The sequence below is a fragment of the uncultured Mailhella sp. genome (assembly GCF_944324615.1).
Taxonomy (GTDB): Bacteria; Desulfobacterota; Desulfovibrionia; order Desulfovibrionales; family Desulfovibrionaceae; genus Mailhella.
On the sequence record NZ_CALUWY010000018.1, the window covers coordinates 1 to 18,707 of the forward strand.

Annotated in this window: 18 protein-coding genes and 1 tRNA gene; 13 read left to right on the top strand and 6 right to left on the bottom strand. The window is 61.1% G+C overall.

The annotated features are described in order from the left end of the window. The 5 genes from Q0K07_RS05835 to Q0K07_RS05855 all read left to right on the top strand — a co-directional run. Positions 1-609: ABC transporter substrate-binding protein (locus Q0K07_RS05835; protein WP_294557668.1), on the top strand; the 609-nt coding region annotated here is incomplete at its 5' end. Between the two features lie 151 nt (positions 610-760). After that, on the top strand, positions 761-1,654 hold the full coding sequence (locus tag Q0K07_RS05840) for a branched-chain amino acid ABC transporter permease (RefSeq protein ID WP_294557671.1): 894 nt from the start codon (positions 761-763) through the stop codon (positions 1,652-1,654). Beyond that, a complete protein-coding gene (locus Q0K07_RS05845) occupies positions 1,651-2,769 on the top strand; it encodes a branched-chain amino acid ABC transporter permease (RefSeq protein ID WP_294557674.1) in 1,119 nt (372 codons plus the stop codon). The genes Q0K07_RS05840 and Q0K07_RS05845 overlap by 4 nt, the downstream gene beginning before the upstream one ends. Continuing rightward, entirely contained in the window at positions 2,766-3,554 is a 789-nt protein-coding gene (locus Q0K07_RS05850; protein ID WP_294557677.1) for an ABC transporter ATP-binding protein, read from the top strand. The genes Q0K07_RS05845 and Q0K07_RS05850 overlap by 4 nt, the downstream gene beginning before the upstream one ends. Continuing rightward, positions 3,541-4,263 (top strand): ABC transporter ATP-binding protein, encoded by a 723-nt coding sequence (locus Q0K07_RS05855; protein WP_294557680.1) that lies wholly within the window; start codon positions 3,541-3,543, stop codon positions 4,261-4,263. The genes Q0K07_RS05850 and Q0K07_RS05855 overlap by 14 nt, the downstream gene beginning before the upstream one ends. A 61-nt stretch (positions 4,264-4,324) precedes the next feature. Here the strand turns inward: Q0K07_RS05855 and Q0K07_RS05860 are convergent, their stop codons facing one another. Further along, positions 4,325-5,644, bottom strand: a complete 1,320-nt coding sequence (locus Q0K07_RS05860; protein ID WP_294557683.1) for an alpha/beta fold hydrolase — start codon at positions 5,642-5,644, stop codon at positions 4,325-4,327. Between the two features lie 159 nt (positions 5,645-5,803). Here Q0K07_RS05860 and Q0K07_RS05865 point away from each other — a divergent pair, with 159 nt between their 5' ends. Next, positions 5,804-6,058 (top strand): LysR family transcriptional regulator, encoded by a 255-nt coding sequence (locus Q0K07_RS05865; RefSeq protein ID WP_294557686.1) that lies wholly within the window; start codon positions 5,804-5,806, stop codon positions 6,056-6,058. Positions 6,059-6,072: 14 nt separating this feature from the next. After that, positions 6,073-6,705, top strand: coding sequence for a LysR substrate-binding domain-containing protein (locus Q0K07_RS05870; protein ID WP_294557689.1), 633 nt, complete (start codon positions 6,073-6,075; stop codon positions 6,703-6,705). 377 nt (positions 6,706-7,082) lie between these two features. Here the strand turns inward: Q0K07_RS05870 and Q0K07_RS05875 are convergent, their stop codons facing one another. After that, positions 7,083-7,574, bottom strand: coding sequence for a YfbM family protein (locus Q0K07_RS05875; protein ID WP_294557692.1), 492 nt, complete (start codon positions 7,572-7,574; stop codon positions 7,083-7,085). A 450-nt stretch (positions 7,575-8,024) separates the two neighbouring features. On the opposite strand from Q0K07_RS05875, the gene Q0K07_RS05880 reads away from it, so the two are divergent. From Q0K07_RS05880 to Q0K07_RS05895, 4 genes are all read left to right on the top strand, one after another. Next, positions 8,025-8,930: a metal ABC transporter substrate-binding protein gene (locus Q0K07_RS05880; RefSeq protein WP_294557695.1), complete on the top strand. Its 906-nt coding sequence runs from the start codon at positions 8,025-8,027 to the stop codon at positions 8,928-8,930. Further along, complete coding sequence (locus Q0K07_RS05885; protein ID WP_294557697.1) at positions 8,920-9,705, top strand: metal ABC transporter ATP-binding protein; 786 nt, start codon at positions 8,920-8,922, stop codon at positions 9,703-9,705. Before Q0K07_RS05880 ends, Q0K07_RS05885 begins: the two co-directional genes overlap by 11 nt. Beyond that, positions 9,698-10,561 carry a metal ABC transporter permease gene (locus Q0K07_RS05890; RefSeq protein ID WP_294557700.1) on the top strand — a complete coding sequence of 288 codons (864 nt, stop codon included), beginning with the start codon at positions 9,698-9,700 and terminating at the stop codon, positions 10,559-10,561. The genes Q0K07_RS05885 and Q0K07_RS05890 overlap by 8 nt, the downstream gene beginning before the upstream one ends. A 321-nt stretch (positions 10,562-10,882) precedes the next feature. Then, positions 10,883-12,151 carry a 4Fe-4S dicluster domain-containing protein gene (locus Q0K07_RS05895; protein ID WP_294557703.1) on the top strand — a complete coding sequence of 423 codons (1,269 nt, stop codon included), beginning with the start codon at positions 10,883-10,885 and terminating at the stop codon, positions 12,149-12,151. Between the two features lie 231 nt (positions 12,152-12,382). On the opposite strand, the gene Q0K07_RS05900 is transcribed toward Q0K07_RS05895, so the two are convergent. Continuing rightward, a tRNA-Ile gene (locus Q0K07_RS05900) sits at positions 12,383-12,458 on the bottom strand. Positions 12,459-13,488: 1,030 nt separating this feature from the next. Between Q0K07_RS05900 and Q0K07_RS05905 the strand changes: the two genes are divergently transcribed. Both Q0K07_RS05905 and Q0K07_RS05910 read left to right on the top strand, forming a co-directional pair. Further along, positions 13,489-14,145 (top strand): OmpA family protein, encoded by a 657-nt coding sequence (locus Q0K07_RS05905; RefSeq protein ID WP_294557705.1) that lies wholly within the window; start codon positions 13,489-13,491, stop codon positions 14,143-14,145. Between the two features lie 119 nt (positions 14,146-14,264). Continuing rightward, positions 14,265-14,693, top strand: a complete 429-nt coding sequence (locus tag Q0K07_RS05910) for a YqaA family protein (RefSeq protein ID WP_367178870.1) — start codon at positions 14,265-14,267, stop codon at positions 14,691-14,693. A gap of 196 nt (positions 14,694-14,889) precedes the next feature. Here the strand turns inward: Q0K07_RS05910 and dnaK are convergent, their stop codons facing one another. The 3 genes from dnaK to Q0K07_RS05925 form a co-directional block, all read right to left on the bottom strand. After that, positions 14,890-16,794 carry a molecular chaperone DnaK gene (gene dnaK, locus Q0K07_RS05915; protein WP_294557710.1) on the bottom strand — a complete coding sequence of 635 codons (1,905 nt, stop codon included), beginning with the start codon at positions 16,792-16,794 and terminating at the stop codon, positions 14,890-14,892. A 389-nt stretch (positions 16,795-17,183) separates the two neighbouring features. Continuing rightward, entirely contained in the window at positions 17,184-17,951 is a 768-nt protein-coding gene (gene aroD, locus Q0K07_RS05920) for a type I 3-dehydroquinate dehydratase (protein ID WP_294557712.1), read from the bottom strand. A gap of 271 nt (positions 17,952-18,222) precedes the next feature. After that, positions 18,223-18,471 (bottom strand): hypothetical protein, encoded by a 249-nt coding sequence (locus Q0K07_RS05925; protein WP_294557715.1) that lies wholly within the window; start codon positions 18,469-18,471, stop codon positions 18,223-18,225. Between the last annotated feature and the right edge of the window lie 236 nt (positions 18,472-18,707).

Here is an 18,707-nt window from a genome sequence, read left to right on the forward strand (position 1 = left end):
CTGTGCAGCTTCTTCAAGCGCTCCTACAAGAAGCTCGGCGGCGAAATCGTGGCCGACATGAAGTACAATTCCGGCGACCAGGACTTCACGGCCCAGCTTACCGAAATCATCAATCAGAAGCCCGACCTCGTGTTCATGCCCGCCTACTTTGCCGAAGGCGCCATCATCATGAAGCAGGCCCGGGAACTCGGCGGCACCTTCGTCATGATGGGCGCCGACGCCATGGACAACCCCGACACCATCAAGATCGCGGGCAAGGCCGTGGAAGGCTTCCTGCACACCACCTTCCCCTATGACGTGAACATGCCCAACATGAGCGACGCCGCCAAGGCCTTCACCGCCGAATGGAAGGCCGCCTATCCTGAAAAGGATCCCAACGTGAACTCCGCCCTCGGCTATGTGTGCTACAACCTCATTCTCGACGCCATCACCCGCGCCGGTTCCGACAACCCCGAAGCCATCACCAGGGCCCTTGCGGAAACAAAGAATTTCGCCACGCCTCTGGGCACCCTTTCCATCAACGCCACCCACGACGCCGAACTGCCCGTGGGCATCATCCAGTACAAGGACGGCAAGCGCTCCTACATAGGCGAAGCCATCGCCGACTGACGGCCTGAACGGCCGGATTCCCGGCCCTGAAAAAAACGCTGACGCGCCGCCCGCGCCCTCTCCCGCGCGGGCGGCGCAACGCGGAAAAAGCCCGCACCTTTTACCACGGCCGAATCCCCCGCTCCCGCCCTTCGGCCGGAAAGGGTTCCCCATGAGTCTGGAATTATTCCTGCAACACTTTTTCAACGCGCTTACGCTGGGTTCGCTGTACGGGCTCATCGCCATCGGCTACACCATGGTGTACGGCATCCTGCGCCTCATCAACTTCGCCCACGGCGACATACTCATGCTGGGCGCGTACTTCGTCTTCTACGGCACCACGCTCTTCTGCCTGCCCTGGCCCGTGGCCGTGGTGGTGGCCATCTTAGGTTCCGCCGCCCTCGGCGTGCTCATGGACAAGATAGCCTACCGTCCCCTGCGCGACGCTCCGCGCATTTCCGCCCTCATCAGCGCCATTGCCGTTTCCTTCTTCCTGGAAAGTCTGGCCGTGGTGGTCTTCACCGGCCTGCCCCGCCCCGTGCATCAGCCTGAATGGCTCATCAGCATCATCACCATCGGCGGCGCGCGCCTCATGCCCCTCACCCTGCTCGTTCCCGGCGTGACGGCCATTCTCGTGGCCGCGCTCCTCTATGTGGTCTACCATACCAAGCCGGGCCTCGCCATGCAGGCCATTTCCAAAGACATCGAAACCACGCGCATGCTCGGCGTTTCCGTGGACAAGATCATCGCCCTCACCTTTGCCATAGGTTCCGCCCTCGCCGCGGCCTCGGGCATCATGTGGGCGCTGCGCTATCCGCAGATCAACCCCTACATGGGCGTGTTCCCCGGCTTCAAGGCCTTCATCGCCGCCGTGTTCGGCGGCATAGGCTCCATTCAGGGCGCGGTCATAGGCGGCCTGCTGCTGGGCTTCATAGAAATCATGGCCGTCGCCTTCTTCCCGGAACTTTCCGGCTACCGCGACGCCTTCGCCTTCATTCTGCTGGTCGTTGTCCTTCTGGTGAAGCCCACCGGCCTGTTCGGTGAAAAACAGAAGGAGAAGATATGATGACCGCTCAAAGGGAACCCTTCTCTCCGGCCCGCAACCGCACCTTCAACGTCATTGCCGTGGCGCTGCTCTTTCTCTTTCTCTGGTGGGCCGACGGCAGCATGGCCGCGGATCTCGGCATCTCCTTCCTCCCCGAACCCCTCAACGGCTATGAAGTGCAGATTCTGAACCTCGTGGCCGTGTACGGCATTCTCGCCATTTCCCTCAACATCATCTACGGCTTCACCGGCATGTTCTCCTTAGGCCACGCCGGGTTCATGGCCATAGGCGCCTATGTTTCCGCCCTGTGCGTGCTCACGCCCGACCAGAAGGAAATCATGTGGATCATCGACGAGATTCTTCCGTCCCTTGCCACGCTGCACACGCCCTTCTGGTTCTCCGTCATCCTCGGCGGCGTGGTGGCCACGCTCTTCGCCCTCGTCATCGGCATTCCGGTGCTCAGGCTCGGCGGCGACTATCTCGGCATCGCCACCCTCGGCTTTTCGGAAATCATCCGCGTGCTCATCGTGAACGCCACCCCCATCACCAACGGTTCCCTGGGCATCAAGGGCATTCCCTGCCATACCGACCTGTTCACCAGCTACATCTGGCTGCTGCTGGTCATCTACTGCACGGTGAGGCTGCTTTCCAGCAACTTCGGCAACGTGCTCAAGGCCGTGCGCGACGATGAAATCGCCGCCCAGGTCATGGGCATCAACGTGTTCCACACCAAGCTCTTCTCCTTCTGCCTCGGGGCCTTCCTCGCAGGCGTGGGCGGCGCGCTGCTCGGGAACCTCCTCACCACCATCGACCCGAAAATGTTCACCTTCCTGCTCACCTACAACATCCTCATGATCGTTGTGGCGGGCGGGCTCGGCTCCATTACGGGCAGCATCATAGGCAGCGTCATCATCACGGTGCTGCTGGAATGGCTGCGCGTGGTGGAAGAACCCATGGATCTCGGCTTCATGGAAATTCCCGGCATCCCCGGCATGCGCATGGTGGTGTTTTCCGTATGCCTGCTGCTCATCATTCTCTACCGCAGAGAAGGCATCATGGGTATGCGTGAAATCACCTGGGACGGCATAGCCGCCTTCCTTTTCCGCATCCGCGGCAGAAAGGAGAACAAGGCATGAACGGGAAGAACATCATTGAAGTGAGAAACGTGACCATGCGCTTCGGCGGCGTCACCGCCGTGAGCGAACTTGACATGAACATTCCCGAAGGGGGCATCGTGGGGCTCATCGGCCCCAACGGCGCGGGCAAGACCACGGTGTTCAACGTCATCACCGGCTTCTACAAGCCCACGGAAGGCGACGTGGTCTTTGCGGGCCGGAGGATCACCGGCATGGCTCCCCACGCCATCTGCTCTCTGGGCATGGCCAGAACCTTCCAGAACATACGCCTCTTCTACAACGAAACCGCCCTGGAAAACGTGATGATCGGCCGCCATGTGCGCCGGAAGAGCCGCTGGTGGGGTTCCGTGCTCGGCCTGCCCGGCACCATGCGCGAAGAGCGCGAGATACGCGAAAGCTCCCGGCAGCTTCTGAAGCGCATCGGCCTTTCCGCCTACGCCGGGGAAATCGCCTCGGGCCTGCCCTACGGCGCACAGCGCCGCCTGGAAATCGCCCGCGCCCTGGCCACGGAACCGCGCTTTCTGCTGCTCGACGAACCGGCCGCAGGCATGAACCCTCAGGAAAGTCTGGAGCTCATGAACTTCATCCGCCAGATACGCGATGAATTCCACCTCACCATCCTGCTCATCGAACACGACATGAAGGTGGTCATGGGTGTGTGCGAACATATCTGGGTGCTGGAATACGGCAAGCTCATTGCCGAAGGCGACGCCGAGGCCATACGCTCCAACCCGCGCGTCATCGAAGCCTACCTTGGCGAGGAAGTGAACCATGCTGCAGATTAAAGACCTTCATGTACATTACGGCGGCATCCATGCCGTCAAGGGCGTGTCCCTTTCCATCCCGCGCGGGAGCGTGGTCACGCTCATCGGGGCCAACGGCGCGGGCAAGAGCAGCATCATCCGCTCCATAGCCGGTCTGGTGAAGGGCGCGAAAGGCGAAATTCTGCTCACCAGAAACGAAGGCGACAAGCCCGTGAACCTCCTCGGCCTGCCTGCCGAGAACATGGTGAGAAACGGCATTGCCCTGAGCCCCGAAGGCCGCCGCATCCTGCCCCACCTCACCGTGGCCGAAAACCTCACCCTGGGCGCGTGGTGCCGCAAGGATGAAGACGGCATCGCCCGCGACCGGGAACTTGTGTACGACCTCTTCCCCCGCCTCAGGGAACGAAGCTGGCAGAAGGGCGGCACCCTCTCCGGCGGCGAACAGCAGATGCTCGCCGTGGGCCGGGCGCTCATGAGCCGCCCCGACCTCGTCATGCTGGACGAACCCTCCCTCGGCCTCGCCCCCCTTCTGGTGCGGGAAATCTTCGGCATCATCCGCCGCATCAATGAAGACGGCAAAACCGTGCTCCTGGTGGAACAGAACGCCTACGCCGCCCTTTCCATCGCCGACTACGCCTATATTCTCGAAACGGGTTCCGTGGTGCTGGAAGGCCCGGGCAGGGACATGCTGAAAAATCCCAGAGTGCGCGAGGCCTACCTCGGCGGCTAGGCCGCAGAAAAACGCAGAACGACATGCAGGGGCCGGAGTATTCCGGCCCCTTTTTTGTGCCTCACGCATCCGGTAAAAAAGCCGAAGGATCAACGCGTGTCGGAAAAGCCTGTACAATGACAAACGTCCCTTCAGGGAAGGCGCGTCCGGCATACCTGCCATCCCTGAAGGGCAGGGAATGCTCAGTTCCGAAAACCGGGAGCGCCCTGCTCTCTAAGAGAGGTATGGTCAGTTCCGTCCTTTTTGCAGGCGCCGGGCCCGTATGCGGATGCGCGCTTCCGTCAAGGCCCTTTTCGTGCAGCCACTCTTCCAGCATGTCGGCAATGTCGAGATTGTTCCTGTCCGCAAAGGGCGCGTGCGTATTGCCCATGATTCCTTCTTCGGGGAGCACGAGCAGCGTGGCGTCACCGCCGTGCCGGTTGACCGCCTCCACGAAGGCACGGGCGCGGGCCCTGGAAATACGCCACACCTCGACGTTGAAGACATCGCTCAGTTCCGTACTGATATTGTCGCCGTAAACAACCAGTATGGGCATACGCGTCAGTTTTTGAAACTCCCGTGCGGGAACGGGTATGCCCTGAAGCAGCTCCCCGGCCAGCGCATTTTTGAAGGGCACGTCAAGCATGGGTTCATCATCGGGAAAAACGAACTGCCCCGGCTCGTAGGCCACGATGGCCCCGACCTTGTCCGGGGCGATCATGCCCGTGAACCAGCCGTACTGCCCGCTGTTGGAATGCGTGACGAGAACGGCCGGTCCCGTGCGCTCCAGAAGCGCGGCCATGGTTTCCCCCATGAAGCGCCGGTGCTCGTCGGTCCGCGGTTCGTCGCCGGTATTCGGGGCCTGCTGGCGGAAAAACTGCTCGATGGACGCGGCGTCGCCCGGAAACTGACTGCCGGCAAACAGGGAAGCAGGCGCAGGGGGTACCCACACGCCGTTGCGGAAGGCATTCCATGCCGAGCTTTCCCGCGCCGTCGTGGGGACATCGCCGCTTCCTGAAGGAGAAACCTGCGTATAGCCGGCCCTGCCCCGACGCGGCTGATCGATGATATAGGTGGCCCAGCCGCGCCGGGGAAGAATGGCCTGATAGCCTTCGCGCCCGTCGGGCGTGGATTCCCAGCTTCTGCCGGACTGCCCGATGCCGTGCCAGAGAATGACGGGATAATCCCTGGACTTTTGCGGAATGTAGAACTGGGCATAGCCGTGATCGCCGTGGAAGGTGTCGCCGTCCTTTGCGTGCGTCACCGTACCGCCGAAAAACAGACTGCCCATGGTTCTGAGCGTGATGGGCCGGCTGTCCTCCCTGCCTGCAAGTTGCCCGGGAAAAAGCAGCACTACTCCCAGAAACATAACGTAACATAATGATTCCATGTACTTTTTCATATTTTCTCCCGCATGGGAAACCAAGGGAAAGGTCGCGCTTCACACGCGGGCCCGCTGCAATGCGACCACTTCTTTGCTCTTTATGTAAACGCATTTTCCTTGACGCGGAATGACCAAAAAAGATACATGCTTTTACAAAAGGTAAAAGCCGGAGGGCCCATGCTGAGCCGCCAGTTCCAGATCTTCATGCGGGTCGTTGAGTGCGGCAGTTTTTCCAGAGCCGCAAAAATAACGTATATGACCCCCGCTTCCGTCATGAAGCACATCAATGCGCTGGAAGAGCGTCTGGGACTGGTGCTGCTCGAACGCAGCAGCAGCGGCGTCAGGGTGACTTCTGCAGGAAAATCCCTCTATGAAGACGGGAAAAAACTTTTTTCAGAAGCAAATAATGCCGTAAAAAAGCACAACACATAAAAAATGACGTGATTATGCTGAGAATAGGCTCTTCACTTCTGAATCCATGCGAAACGTTGACGGGCATATGCGCAAGATATAAAGAATACTTTAAAAAATATAAATTCAGCATTGTGCCCTATGACGACGACAAGGACAATATTCTCTCCGTCATCGCCTCATTGGGAGAACGCATCGACCTGCTCGTCGGTGCGTTCAATTCCAGAAAAATGCACGCCTGTGCACATTATTTCATTCTGGGCAGTTACAGGCTGTGCGCGGCGCTTCCCGCAGGCCATCCCCTGGCAGGAAAAAAAAGCCTGCATCTCAGAGACCTGCACGGCGAACGCCTCATGATGGTGAAAACCGGGGATACGGAGCTCCTCGACGACTTCGCAACCATGCTGAAGGCGGAACATCCGCAGATCACCATAGAGGAAACGGATTACTACTACGACATGGACACCTTCAATCAGTGCGGGCAGAAGGAAGTTCTGCTTCTGACGCTGGATGCGTGGAAGCATGTCCATCCCGGCCTCGTCACCGTTCCCCTTGCCGTGAAGAGCAGGATTCCCTACGGTATTCTACATGCCCGGACTCCCTCCCGGAACGTGTCGGAATTCCTGGAAATTCTGAAAACGGTGCTCCATGAGCGTGAGGCGCACTGACGCGCGGCGAAAACAGGCGGCACGAGCTTTCCCATGACGGGAAGCAACCCTGGCCTCCGCAGGCTGCGCCTCTCCGCACACGGCCTTCAGCTTCTTTGCCCAGCCGAAGCAGGGAGGCACTTTTCCCGCAAAACACCTGCCGCCCGTATTCGGGGAAGGCACGGCGCAGGCGCCCTCAAAAACGCCGCCGTCCGCTCCCGCCGGAGAAAGGGAGCTCATGCCGAAGATTCCACGGCCCCCGTCGAAGAGCGGCCGTTCCGAAGCATCGGCATGGCGGGACCGCAAAAAAGCGCCGCCCGCCCCGGCAGGGGACGAACGGCGCATTACGCGGAAACGCTCTTTCCGCTCCGCACGCAGGGCGAACACGCGCCCGAAGTCTACATCATATAGAAAATGACGGCCTGGCCTTCCTGTGCGGCGGCCTCGAAAAATTCCTTCAGTTCCTCCACGGCGTCCCACACATAGTCGAAGAAATCCTCCTCGTCATCGTCTTCCGTCACGGGGTAGATTTCGTTCTCCAGCATTTCCTCCATGCTGAAGCGCTCGCGGAAATCCTCCCTTTTGAGCGCAAGGAGCGCAGCGGAGAGCGCCTTCACATCCTCGGGGGAAATGAGCATGGCGGAATATTCCTCGTCGCCCTCGATGAGCGTGTTGCCGCTCAGCACAAGACGGCTGAAAATATTGTCGTCTTCGCCGCCGTAGGCATTGCCGGTAAGGGTGAAGTGTATGGCGTGCCAGGCATTGTCGATATCCACGATATTCTCTTTCTGGGACTTATCGTAGATGAAGTCAGAAAGCGCAACCGCGCCCCGGCGTATATCGTCGACAGTACTTTCACTGGTTCTGAAGTAATTTCCCGACATTCCCATACCTGTTCTCCTTATCCTGAACCATGAAACCATGCAGGAAACGCTTTCGTACACGGAAGAATTCTCTTCAAGCCGTCGCCGCACGCGCCTCTTGCCGCCCTGAAGGCGGATGCAGAACGCGCTTCACAGGGCAAGGCTCATGCGGAAACATTCCGGCTCTTCGCTTTCCCTGACCCTTTATTTTCAATAAAACACTTATGATTTTCCCCGTCAATGCCTGTACCCCGCTCCCATGTAAGGCCCTTGCCCGCCGCTCCCTCTTCCGGGAGGCGGAAAACACGGCCATGCCGGAGGAAAAAGAGAAGGTTACGGAGCACCGCGCCCCCTCTCCCTCCCCTGCCGGGGCGGGAGGAAGGCTTGACATATTCGCCTGTTAAAGCTCTGCTGTCTTGCCGCGCATTTCACCCTCTTCCCGCCCCTCCGGCGGGCACGGCCCATTTCAGGTGACGTATGAAAACATTCCTTTCCCTTCTTTTCTGCCTTGTTCTCGGCCTCTTCTCCCCGGCGGGAGCCGCCGCCCGGGACGTGACGGCCTCCGTGTTTCCCGTATGGCTTCTTCTGCGGGAGGTGACGCGCGACGTGCCGGATACCGGCGTGTCCCTGCTGCTGCCCGCGGGCACGGGCTGCCCGCACGACTATGCCATGACGCCGCAGGACCGGCGCACCCTTGCCCGGGCGGACATACTCGTCATCAACGGGCTGGGGCTGGAAAGCTTTCTCGGAGAATCGGGCCGCGCAGGGGAACTCATGAAGAAGGGTTCCCTCATCATCGACCTTTCCCGGGGCATGGACGGACTCATTCACGACGATGCCGGGCAGGACGAACACAATCATCAGGGCGTCAACCCGCACATTTTCGCAAGCCCGGCCATGATGGAGCGCATGGCGCTCTCCCTTGCCCGGCAGCTTGCCGAGGCAGACCCTGAGCATGCCTCCCTCTATGAGGAAGGCGGCAGGCGCACGGCCGCACAGTATGCAGCCCTTGCCGCAGAGTGCCGGGAAACGGGCGCGCGCCTCAAAGACAGGGGCGTGCTCGTGCAGCACGACATCTTCAGCTACCTTGCCCGCGACATGGGCCTGCGCGTGGACGGCGTGATCCGTTCCCAGGAAGGGCAGGAACCTTCCGCAAGGGACATGCTGAACATGGTGCGTGCCATCCGCGAAAAGGGCACGGCCGCCGTGATCACGGAACCGCAGTACCCCGACCGCACGGGCCGCACCCTGGCTGCGGAAACGGGCATACCCTGCCTCAGTCTCGACCCCGTCGCCGGCGGCCCCGAAGACGCCGCCCCGGACTATTACGAACATGTCATGCGCGAAAACCTGCGCATTCTGGAGAATGCCTTTGGAAACTGATACGCCCGCCATCATTTTCGACCATGTGAGCGTGACCAGAAGCGGGCTGAACATCCTCGACGAAGTGAACGCCACCGTGCCGAAGGGAAGCTGCACCGTGCTCATCGGCCCCAACGGCGCGGGCAAGACCACGCTGCTGCTGGCCCTTCTCGGCGAAGTGCACTACAGGGGCCGCATCACCCTCTCCGGCGGCAGGGGCCTGCGCATAGGCTATGTGCCGCAGAAGCTCAACCTCGACAGGGGCATGCCCTTCACCGTGGCGGAATTTCTGGCCATGGGCGTGCAGAAGCGCCCGCTGTGGCTCGGCATTTCCCGCGCGGCACGGGAACAGGCCCTGGCGCTTCTGGAGCAGGTGCACGCCGCGCACCTCATCAAGCGCCGCGTGGGCACCCTTTCCGGCGGGGAAATGCAGCGCGTGCTGCTCGCCCTCGCCCTGCAGCAGAAGCCGGAACTGCTCGTGCTGGACGAACCTTCGGCAGGCGTGGACTTCGAGGGCGGCCGCCTGTTCTGCGAACTGCTGGACGATCTGCGCCGCACCAGAAAATTCACCCAGATCATGGTGAGCCACGATCTCGGCATGGTGGCCCATCACGCCACCTGCGTCATCTGCCTGAAGCGCCGCGTGGTCGCCCAGGGCGCCCCCCGGGACGTGCTCACCGGCAAGGTGCTTCAGGCCCTGTTCGGCATGCACATGGGCCTCATCTGCGCCCAGGACCACACCCACGCCATGCCCGGAACCGCCCGCCAGAACAAGGGGGAACATCATCATGCCTGACCTTTCGTGGCTTTTTTCCCTCGCCTCCCATTTCCCGCTGGACGGCATGGACATGCGCTTCATGCAGCAGGCCCTCGTTGCCCTGGTGCTGCTTGCACCCATGACGGCCGCCCTCGGCGTGCAGGTGGTGCATTACCGCATGGCCTTCTTTTCCGATGCGGTGGGCCATTCCGCCTTTGCGGGCGTGGCCATCGGCCTTGTGCTCGGCGTGGATCCGCACCTTTCCATGCCCCTTTTCGGCCTTGCCGTGGGGCTGCTCATCATGTTCATGCAGCGCTTCAGCGCCCTGCCCTCCGACACCGTCATCGGCGTGGTCTTTTCCGCCGTGGTGGCCGGCGGCCTTGCCGTGGTCAGCCGCAACAACACCATAGCCCGCGACCTGCAGCAGTTTCTCTACGGCGACATCCTCACCATGACGGAAACGGACATCGTCTGGCTCTGCGGGCTGTTCCTGCTCTTCGTGCTCTTTGAGTTTCTGGCCTTCAACCGCCTGCTCTATGCGGGCACAAGCGGCATCATCGCCCGGGCGCACCGCGTGCCCGTGGCCTTCTTTGAATACCTCTTCTCCGCGCTGCTCGCCCTTGTGGTCATGTTCTCCGTATGGGGCGTGGGCGTGCTGCTCGTCACGGCCATGCTCACCGTGCCCGCGGCCTCGGCCCGCAACTTCGCCAGAACCGCCGGAGGCATGTTCTGGTGGGCCATCGTGGTGGGCACAAGCTCCGCCGTCGCAGGACTCGCCCTTTCCGTCCAGCCCTGGATGGGCACCGCCACGGGCGCCACCATCATTCTTGTTTCCTGCTTCTGGTTCCTCATGAGCGTGGTGGCCGCCTCCGTCCGCAACGAACGCCAGTTCTGAATTCTCTTCCTTCCACAGAAAAAGGCCCGGAAGCGCACAGCTTCCGGGCCTTTTTCCTTCTCTGCCCGCACGCGCAGGACAAGGCGCCGGGCCGGACGCCCCCAGACATGCTCCGTGCCACCCATGCAGCATTCTTGATGTTTCTCTGCAACGCGCTACACTGGCTCTGTCACGCCGTGGGACTGCGCCGCCCCGTCACAGAACACATGCAGGAATTTTCCCCTTTCTTCGTGAGAGTGATGAGAAAAAAGCGCTCCTTCTTCCCCGAACATTGCCCGCGGCCCTCTTTTCCTCTATCCGCCATACGCAAAGGAGACTCTTGTGGGACATCACCTTATGCTGGAAAAACAGTCCGCCTACGGCCGCATGGTAGACAGGCTCAACCGCTTCCCTCAGGGCGCCCCCGAATCGGAAACGCTCTATTCCATCCTTAAAATGCTCTTCACGGAAAAGGAAGCCGGCCTTGTGGCGCAAATGCCCATACGGCCCTTCACCGCGGCCGACGCCGCAAAGCGCTGGAACATGTCGGAAAGCGAGGCGCACCGCATTCTGGACAACCTCGCCTCCCGCGCCATGCTCGTGGACATGGAGGTGAAAGGGGAACAGCGCTACTGCCTGCCGCCGCCCATGGCCGGATTCTTTGAATTTTCCATGATGCGCGTGCGCAAGGACGTGGACCAGAAAACCCTTGCCGAACTGTTCCACCAGTACATCAACGTGGAAGAGGATTTCATGCGCGAGCTCTTCGTCACCGGCGAAACGGGCCTCGGCCGCGTGTTCGTGCAGGAACCCACGGTGAAGGAACCCTACGCCATGGAAATTCTCGACTGGGAACGCGCCACCCACGTCATCGAAACCGCCTCACAGTGCGGCATAAGCATGTGCTACTGCCGCCACAAGAAGCAGCACCTCGGCACCGCCTGCGACGCGCCCATGGATATCTGCATGACCTTCAACACCGCCGCCCATTCCCTCATCAAGCACGGCCATGCCCGCGAAGTGAGCAAGAGCGAATGCCTGGAACTGCTGCATCAGGCCTGGGAACACAACCTCGTGCAGTTCGGGGAAAACGTGCGCGAAGGCGTGAACTTCATCTGCAACTGCTGCGGCTGCTGCTGCGAAGCGCTGGGCGCGGTGAAGCGCTTCCAGATGACGCAGACCATCCATTCCAACTTCATCATGCACATGGATGAATCCGCCTGCGTGAAATGCGGCCGCTGTGCGGAACTGTGCCCCGTGAACGCCATCACCCTGGTGCGCGATGCGGACGGCACCCGCCGCATGGACTTCAACGCCGAACTGTGCCTGGGCTGCGGCGTGTGCACGCGCGGCTGCCCCAAGGGCGCGCTCACCCTCGTTCCCCGGCCGGAACGCACCATCACGCCCCTCAACACCACGCACCGCGCCGTGGTCATGGCCACGGAACGCGGCAACCTTCAGGATCTCATCTTCGACAACCGCATGCTCTTCAGCCACCGCCTGCTTGCAGGCGTGCTCGGCTCCATCCTGCGCATGCCCGCGGTCAAGCGCTCCCTTGCGCAGAAGCAGCTCAAATCCCGCTTCATTGAAAAAATCTGCGAAAAAATCTGACGCAGGCCTTACCTGCGCATCCTCAGTTCCCGAACACGCCGGGCTGAGGATGCGCCATGCGGGCCAAACGCGGCGGAAAAGCCCCTCTGCTCCCGGAAAAGCCTGTGAAGCACAAAAGGCCCCCGGGCGCGGGAAAATCCCCCGCCTCAGCCGCGCAGAGGGCGCCCCTTCCCGCACGAAGGATACAAAAAAACGGACATGGATGACACCATGTCCGTTTTCTTTTCAAGGTGGTGGACCCGGCAGGCTTCGAACCTACGACAATCCGGTTATGAGCCGGGGGCTCTACCAACTGAGCTACGGGTCCAACAGCGGGAATATGACTCCATTCTCTTCATTTGGCAAGAGAAAAGATCGTGGCTCCGCCCAAAATGTTCCCCCGGAACAGGGCGCGCCGCCGCGTGCATCAAAGGCCTGCAAGGGGCAGCACGCACCCTTTTCCCCTTCCCGGAAGCAGCCGGAGCAAGAGCATGCGCCGGAAACCATGCGCCGCGTTTTCCCGGACAGGGAGCGCCCCCTTTCCGGGCACGCCTTCCCCCTCGCTTCCTTTCTCCCCCGGCGTTTCCCTTCCGGCATAAAAAAATCAGCCCGTCCCTGGGGTGGACGGGCTGACTGAGAAGAGGAGAGAAAGTATGGAACCGTTTCTGTCGTATGACTTTCCACGCCCTCTTTCTACAAAATGCCTGAAAAAAGTCACGTTTCAAACTCTTTCCCGTCCCGCAACACTTCGCAACGAAAGGCCGGGGCAGGCGGGCCTGCCGCACAGGGCGCTCATGTCCGCGCAGGGCCATGCCACCCCAAAACCATGGAGAACAGGGCGCAAAAAGGCCGGGCCTGCGCCGCCGAACATGCGGCCCTGCCAGGGGCGCAGGGGCTTTTTCCCCTTTTTTGCGGAAAAAGCCCGGGAAAAGGGCGTTTTTTCCAAAAAACAGGGCAGATACATAAAAAAAGAGGACCCGCCCGCGTTTTCGCGGACGGGCCGAACAAAGAAAGAGGGAAAAGGAGGAGAGTTCCCGACCATCCGGGGGAAGGACGGCCTCGATGTTTCCTTTATACACCTTACGCGGTTCAAGTCACGTTTCAAACTCTTTCCGCGCTGCAATATTGTGAAAGCTTTCTTTTAACAAGCAGCGATCCGTGGGAATTTTCTGTAAAAAAACGCCCTTTCCTCCCCTTTCTGCCGCCGGAAGCCCCATCCCCTTGCAGGGAAGCAATTGCCTTTTCATGCCCTCGCGGCTATGATGGCTCATATTCCGGCCCATCCCCGGCTTTCCACGGAACCTGTCACGGCCGGAATCTTCTTTTCTGGAAACGACAAGCACAGGAAGGAACGTGCCATGAAAAAACTCTATACTCTCGGACTCATCGCCACGCTGATGCTCGGCAGCGGCTGCGCCGGCATCCAGAGCAACACGGGCCGCGGTGCGGCCTACGGCACCGCAGGCGGCGCTGCGGCAGGCGCCATTCTCGGCCAGATCATCGGCGGCAACACCAAATCCACCCTCATCGGCACCGCGGCAGGCGCCGTCATCGGCGGCCTGGCCGGAACGGGCGTGGGCGCCATGATGGACAAGCAGGAAAACGACATGCGCCAGGCTCTGGCCAATTCCGAAGCCGTGGCCGTGCAGCGTCAGGGCGACGCCCTTGCCCTCACCTTCAAGAGCGATTTCACCTTTGCCGTGAACTCTTCCTCCATTCGTCCCGGCATGTATGCGGAAATAGACCGCATCGCCCAGGTGCTTTCCAACTACCCGCAGACCACCATCAGCGTCATCGGCCATACCGACAGCACGGGTTCGGAATCCTACAATCAGCAGCTTTCCGAACGCCGCGCTGACAGCGTGAAGAATGCGCTGGTGCAGCGCGGCATTTCGCCCTCGCGCATCACCGCCATGGGCTATGGCGAAAGCGCCCCCATTGCCGACAACAACACCGAGTACGGCCGCCAGCAGAACCGCCGCGTGGAAGTACGCATCAACCCCATGCAGCAGTAACCTGAAAAAAAGGCCCGCGGAGCGTCCGCGGGCCTTTTCATGCCGGCTTTCCTGCCCCCCCCTTCCGGGGCATGCCCCGCCTCCGCCCGGGGCGGACAAGTCTCCCCTCTTCCCCTCCCATGAAGGAATACGCCCTCATGTTTGCCGTGGCCTTTCTTGCGGCCACGCTCCTTCCCGCCCAGTCGGAAGCCGTGCTCGTGGCCCTTGTGGCGGAGGGCGACCATTCCCCGTGGGCGCTTCTGGGCACGGCCACGCTGGGCAACAGCCTGGGTTCCGCCCTCAACTGGTATCTGGGCTCTCTGGCCCACCGCTTCCTTCATGCCCGCTGGTTCCCCATCAGTGCGGAAAAGCTCCGCAGGGCCGAAGGCTGGTACCATAAGTACGGCCGCTGGTCCCTGCTGCTGAGCTGGGCTCCCTTCATCGGCGACCCGCTCACCTTTGCGGCGGGCGTGCTCAAAGAACCCTTCCCCTCCTTCATGGCCATCACCTTCGCGGCAAAGCTCGGCCGCTACCTCGTTCTTGTGGGCGTGTATCTGGCGCTTTTCTAGCCCCGCCCGCGCACAGCTTTTTTCCCTCAATCGCCCGTGCGGCCCTCCGGGGGCGCGGCCTCCTTTTCCGCCGCAAGAACCTGCGCGGAATGCCGCCCTTTCTGCGCGGGACACGGGCTTTTTTGTGCACAAAAAAAGGCCCCGCCTCCTTTTCAGGAAGCGGGGCCGGATGTGGTCTGGTGTCTTGCCGGAGGGCTTACTTCACTTCGGTGAAGTCGGCGTCGACCACGTCATCGTCCTTCTTGTCACCGCCCTGGGCCTGCTGGGTGCCCTGAGCGCCCTGAGCACCCTGCTGGGCCTGAGCGTTCTTGTAGAGCTGTTCCGCAAGCTTGTGGGAAGCCTGGGAAAGATCGTCGGAAGCCTTCTTGATGGCGGCGGTGTCGGTGCCTTCCATGGCCTTCTTCAGAACTTCGGTCTTGCTTTCCACATCGGCCTTGACCGCGGGATCAACCTTGTCGCCGAGGTCCTTGAGGGACTTTTCGGTGGCGTAGATGAGGGCGTCGGCCTGGTTGCGGGCTTCGATGTTTTCCTGCTTCTTCTTGTCTTCGGCCGCGTTGGCTTCAGCTTCGCGCACCAGCTTGTTGATTTCTTCTTCGCTGAGGCCGGAGGAAGACTTGATCTGGATGGACTGTTCCTTGCCGGTGCCGAGATCCTTGGCGGACACGTTCACGATACCGTTGGCGTCGATATCGAAGGTGACTTCAATCTGCGGGACGCCGCGGGGAGCCGCAGGAATGCCCGTGAGCTGGAAGTTGCCCAGAGTCATGTTGTCCGCGGCCATGGGGCGTTCGCCCTGCAGCACATGGATATCCACGGCGGGCTGGTTGTCGGCCGCGGTGGAGAAGGTCTGGCTCTTGCGGGTAGGAATGGTGGTGTTGCGGTCGATGAGCTTGGTGAACACGCCGCCCATGGTCTCGATGCCCAGGGAAAGCGGGGTCACGTCGAGCAGCAGCACGTCCTTCACGTCGCCGGTGAGAATGGCACCCTGAATGGAGGCACCCATGGCCACCACTTCATCGGGGTTCACGGAACGGTTGGGTTCCTTGCCGAAGAATTCGCCCACCTTCTTCTGCACCAGAGGCATACGGGTCATGCCGCCCACGAGCACCACTTCGTCGATTTCGGAAGCGGACAGGCCGGCGTCGGCAAGAGCCTTGCGGCAGGGTTCGATGGAGCGTTCCACCAGATCCATGACCATCTGTTCCAGCTTGGCGCGGGAGAGCGTCATCATGAGGTGCTTGGGGCCGGTGGCGTCAGCCGTGATGAAGGGCAGGTTGATCTGCGTTTCCAGAGAGTTGGAAAGTTCCTTCTTGGCGTTTTCGGCCGCTTCCTTCAGGCGCTGCAGAGCCATGCGGTCCTGAGAAAGGTCGATGCCGTACTGACCCTTGAACTCGTCCACCATGTAGCGGATGATGCGCTGGTCGAAGTCTTCACCGCCGAGGAAGGTATCGCCGTTGGTGGCGCGCACTTCCACGACATTGTCGCCCACTTCCAGGATGGAGATATCGAAGGTACCGCCGCCGAGGTCGTACACGGCGATCTTTTCATTGGCCTTGCGGTCGAAACCGTAGGCCAGAGAGGCGGCCGTAGGTTCGTTGATGATACGCTTCACATCCAGACCGGCGATCTTGCCGGCGTCCTTGGTGGCCTGACGCTGGGCGTCGTTGAAGTAGGCGGGAACGGTGATGACCGCTTCGGTCACAGGTTCGCCGAGGTAGGCTTCCGCGTCCTTCTTGAGCTGACCGAGAATGACCGCGGAAATTTCCTGGGGGCTGTAGTCGTGCCCGTCCACGCGCACGGCCGCGTCACCGTTGGCGGAAGCCACGATGGCATAGGGGGCGTGCTGCATCCAGTGCTGCACTTCGGGAGCGTCCGCGCGGCGGCCCATAAGGCGCTTCACGGCAAAAATGGTGCGGTCGGGGTTGGTGACGGCCTGGCGCTTGGCGGTTTCGCCGACCAGACGTTCCTTATCGGTAAAAGCGACGATGGACGGAGTGGTCCGGCCGCCATTGGGATTGGAGATGCACTTGGGCTCCTTGCCTTCCATCACATAAACGCAGCTGTTGGTGGTGCCAAGGTCGATACCAATAATCTTGCCCATACTATATTTCCTCCTCGATTCTTGCTTGGTTGGGTAAGGGGCGCCGTGCGGCGCTCTCGCTTACAGGCAATAGGTAATTCCGTTTTGTTCCCCGTCTAGGGGGAAAAGACAACTTTTTTGAAAAAAACGCCGCACAGAGGGCCGTTCCGGGCCTCCGGAGCGCTCTTTTCTGAAAAAAAGCGCCTCCTGCGGAAGGCAGGCCGTCACGCCCCCGCAAGGCATCCTCTCCCGCAGATCCGCCAGAGAGCGCTCTGCCCCGGAAAGCCCGCAGAGCAGGCAGAAACGCGCAGGAAAAGACGCGGGCCGAGCAAAAAAAATGCGGCCCGGAGGCCGCAGATTCATCAATAAAGGTAAGGAAAGGGGCTTTGCCGCCTTCCGGGAAAAGAGAATCAGGCCGAAGCCTCCTCCAGACGACGCAGCACCGCATCAAGGGCGCAGACATCCATCTGACCGGGAGCACTGGCCCTTTCCGCCGCGCCGAAGGTGGCGGCGCTGCCGAAGAAGCCGCCGCTTACGCGGCTTATCACGCCGAGAGGCCCCATGCTCATGGTGATGAGCGGCACTTCCGCCCGGGAAAAGGCCTCCTCCGTGGCGGACATGAGGGTGAGCACATCGGCCCGGCTCTGCGGCATGACGGCCATCTTGGCCACGTCCGCCCCGAGTTCATTCTGCATGAAGAGCAGGCGGCGCACGATTTCCTCCCGCGGGGGCGTGGCATGAAAATCATGGTTGCTCGCCACCACGGGCACACGGCAGGCATGGGCGCGGGCAATGATGTTCCGCGCCTCGCCGGAACGGAAAAAGGCCTCCACGTCCAGCAGATCCACAAGGCCGCTTTCGCAGAGCATGGCGCAGAGCGAGGCATAGCCTTCTTCCGAAAGGGGGCGGCTTCCGCCTTCATCCACGGTGCGGAAGGTGGCCAGAAGCGGCACGGAAAGCACCCTGCGCAGCATGAAAAGGGCCTCGCGCACGGCCGACTCGTCCACCGCGCCCGGGGCGCCGAACATGTCCACCCGCCATTCCGCCATGTCCGCAGGCAGGGAGGAAAGGCGCGCGGCCTCCTCTTCCAGCTCCTTCAGAGAGGAGGAGGTGAGCGGAACGATGATGCGGGGGCGTCCCCCGCCGATGACCAGACTGCCGACACGAATGCTTTTCACAGGCATTTGCGACAATACCCCATACCCCCGGCGCAGAAAGGCCGGAAAAGAAAACACGCGACGAAACAACCCTTCCGGCACGCGCAAAAAGCACGGCACAAAAGGAGCCGTTCTCTGCACGAAAGATGCGCAGAGAACAGACAAAGGCCCGGAAAGCACCCGCCCTCTCCCGGCAATGCGGGAAGAAGCGAAAGCACAGAGCCGGAAAGGCGCGCGTCAGAACGGCGCGTTTTCCGCACAGGCAGATTCGGGGTGCAGAAGCGCGGAAGGCTCAGAGCCAGAGTTCGTTGTCGGCCTCATCGAGGAATTTGTAGGAACGCACATAAATCTGCCGCTGGCCTTCTTCCATGACCTTGCACAGAAGTTCCACAGGGGAACCGACCATTTCGGCCAGATCCGCGCCGGCGCCGCGCGGAAAAATGGGCCATTCCTGTTCTTCGCCGTCAAGGAGCGCTACGCGGCAGGGGCCGCCTTCAAGGGGAGAAACTGTACCTCTGAGTGTGAGCGGAGCGGAACTCATGCAAAAAGCCCTCAAAACATCATGAAATCGTTGGCCCGCAAGGGCCTGTGGCGCTCTGCCGCATGGCAGGCATTCCTTGTACTGTGTTTGTTACAGTTCAGTTTTCTTGTCAAGACGGATGCGGCATAAAAAGCTCCCGGGGAACAAAATCTTTCCCCGCGCGGGCCGCCCGGCATTGACCTTTGCGTTCAAGGCGCGCTAGGAACGGAAAGGGCCCAAGGCCCGATGAACACAAC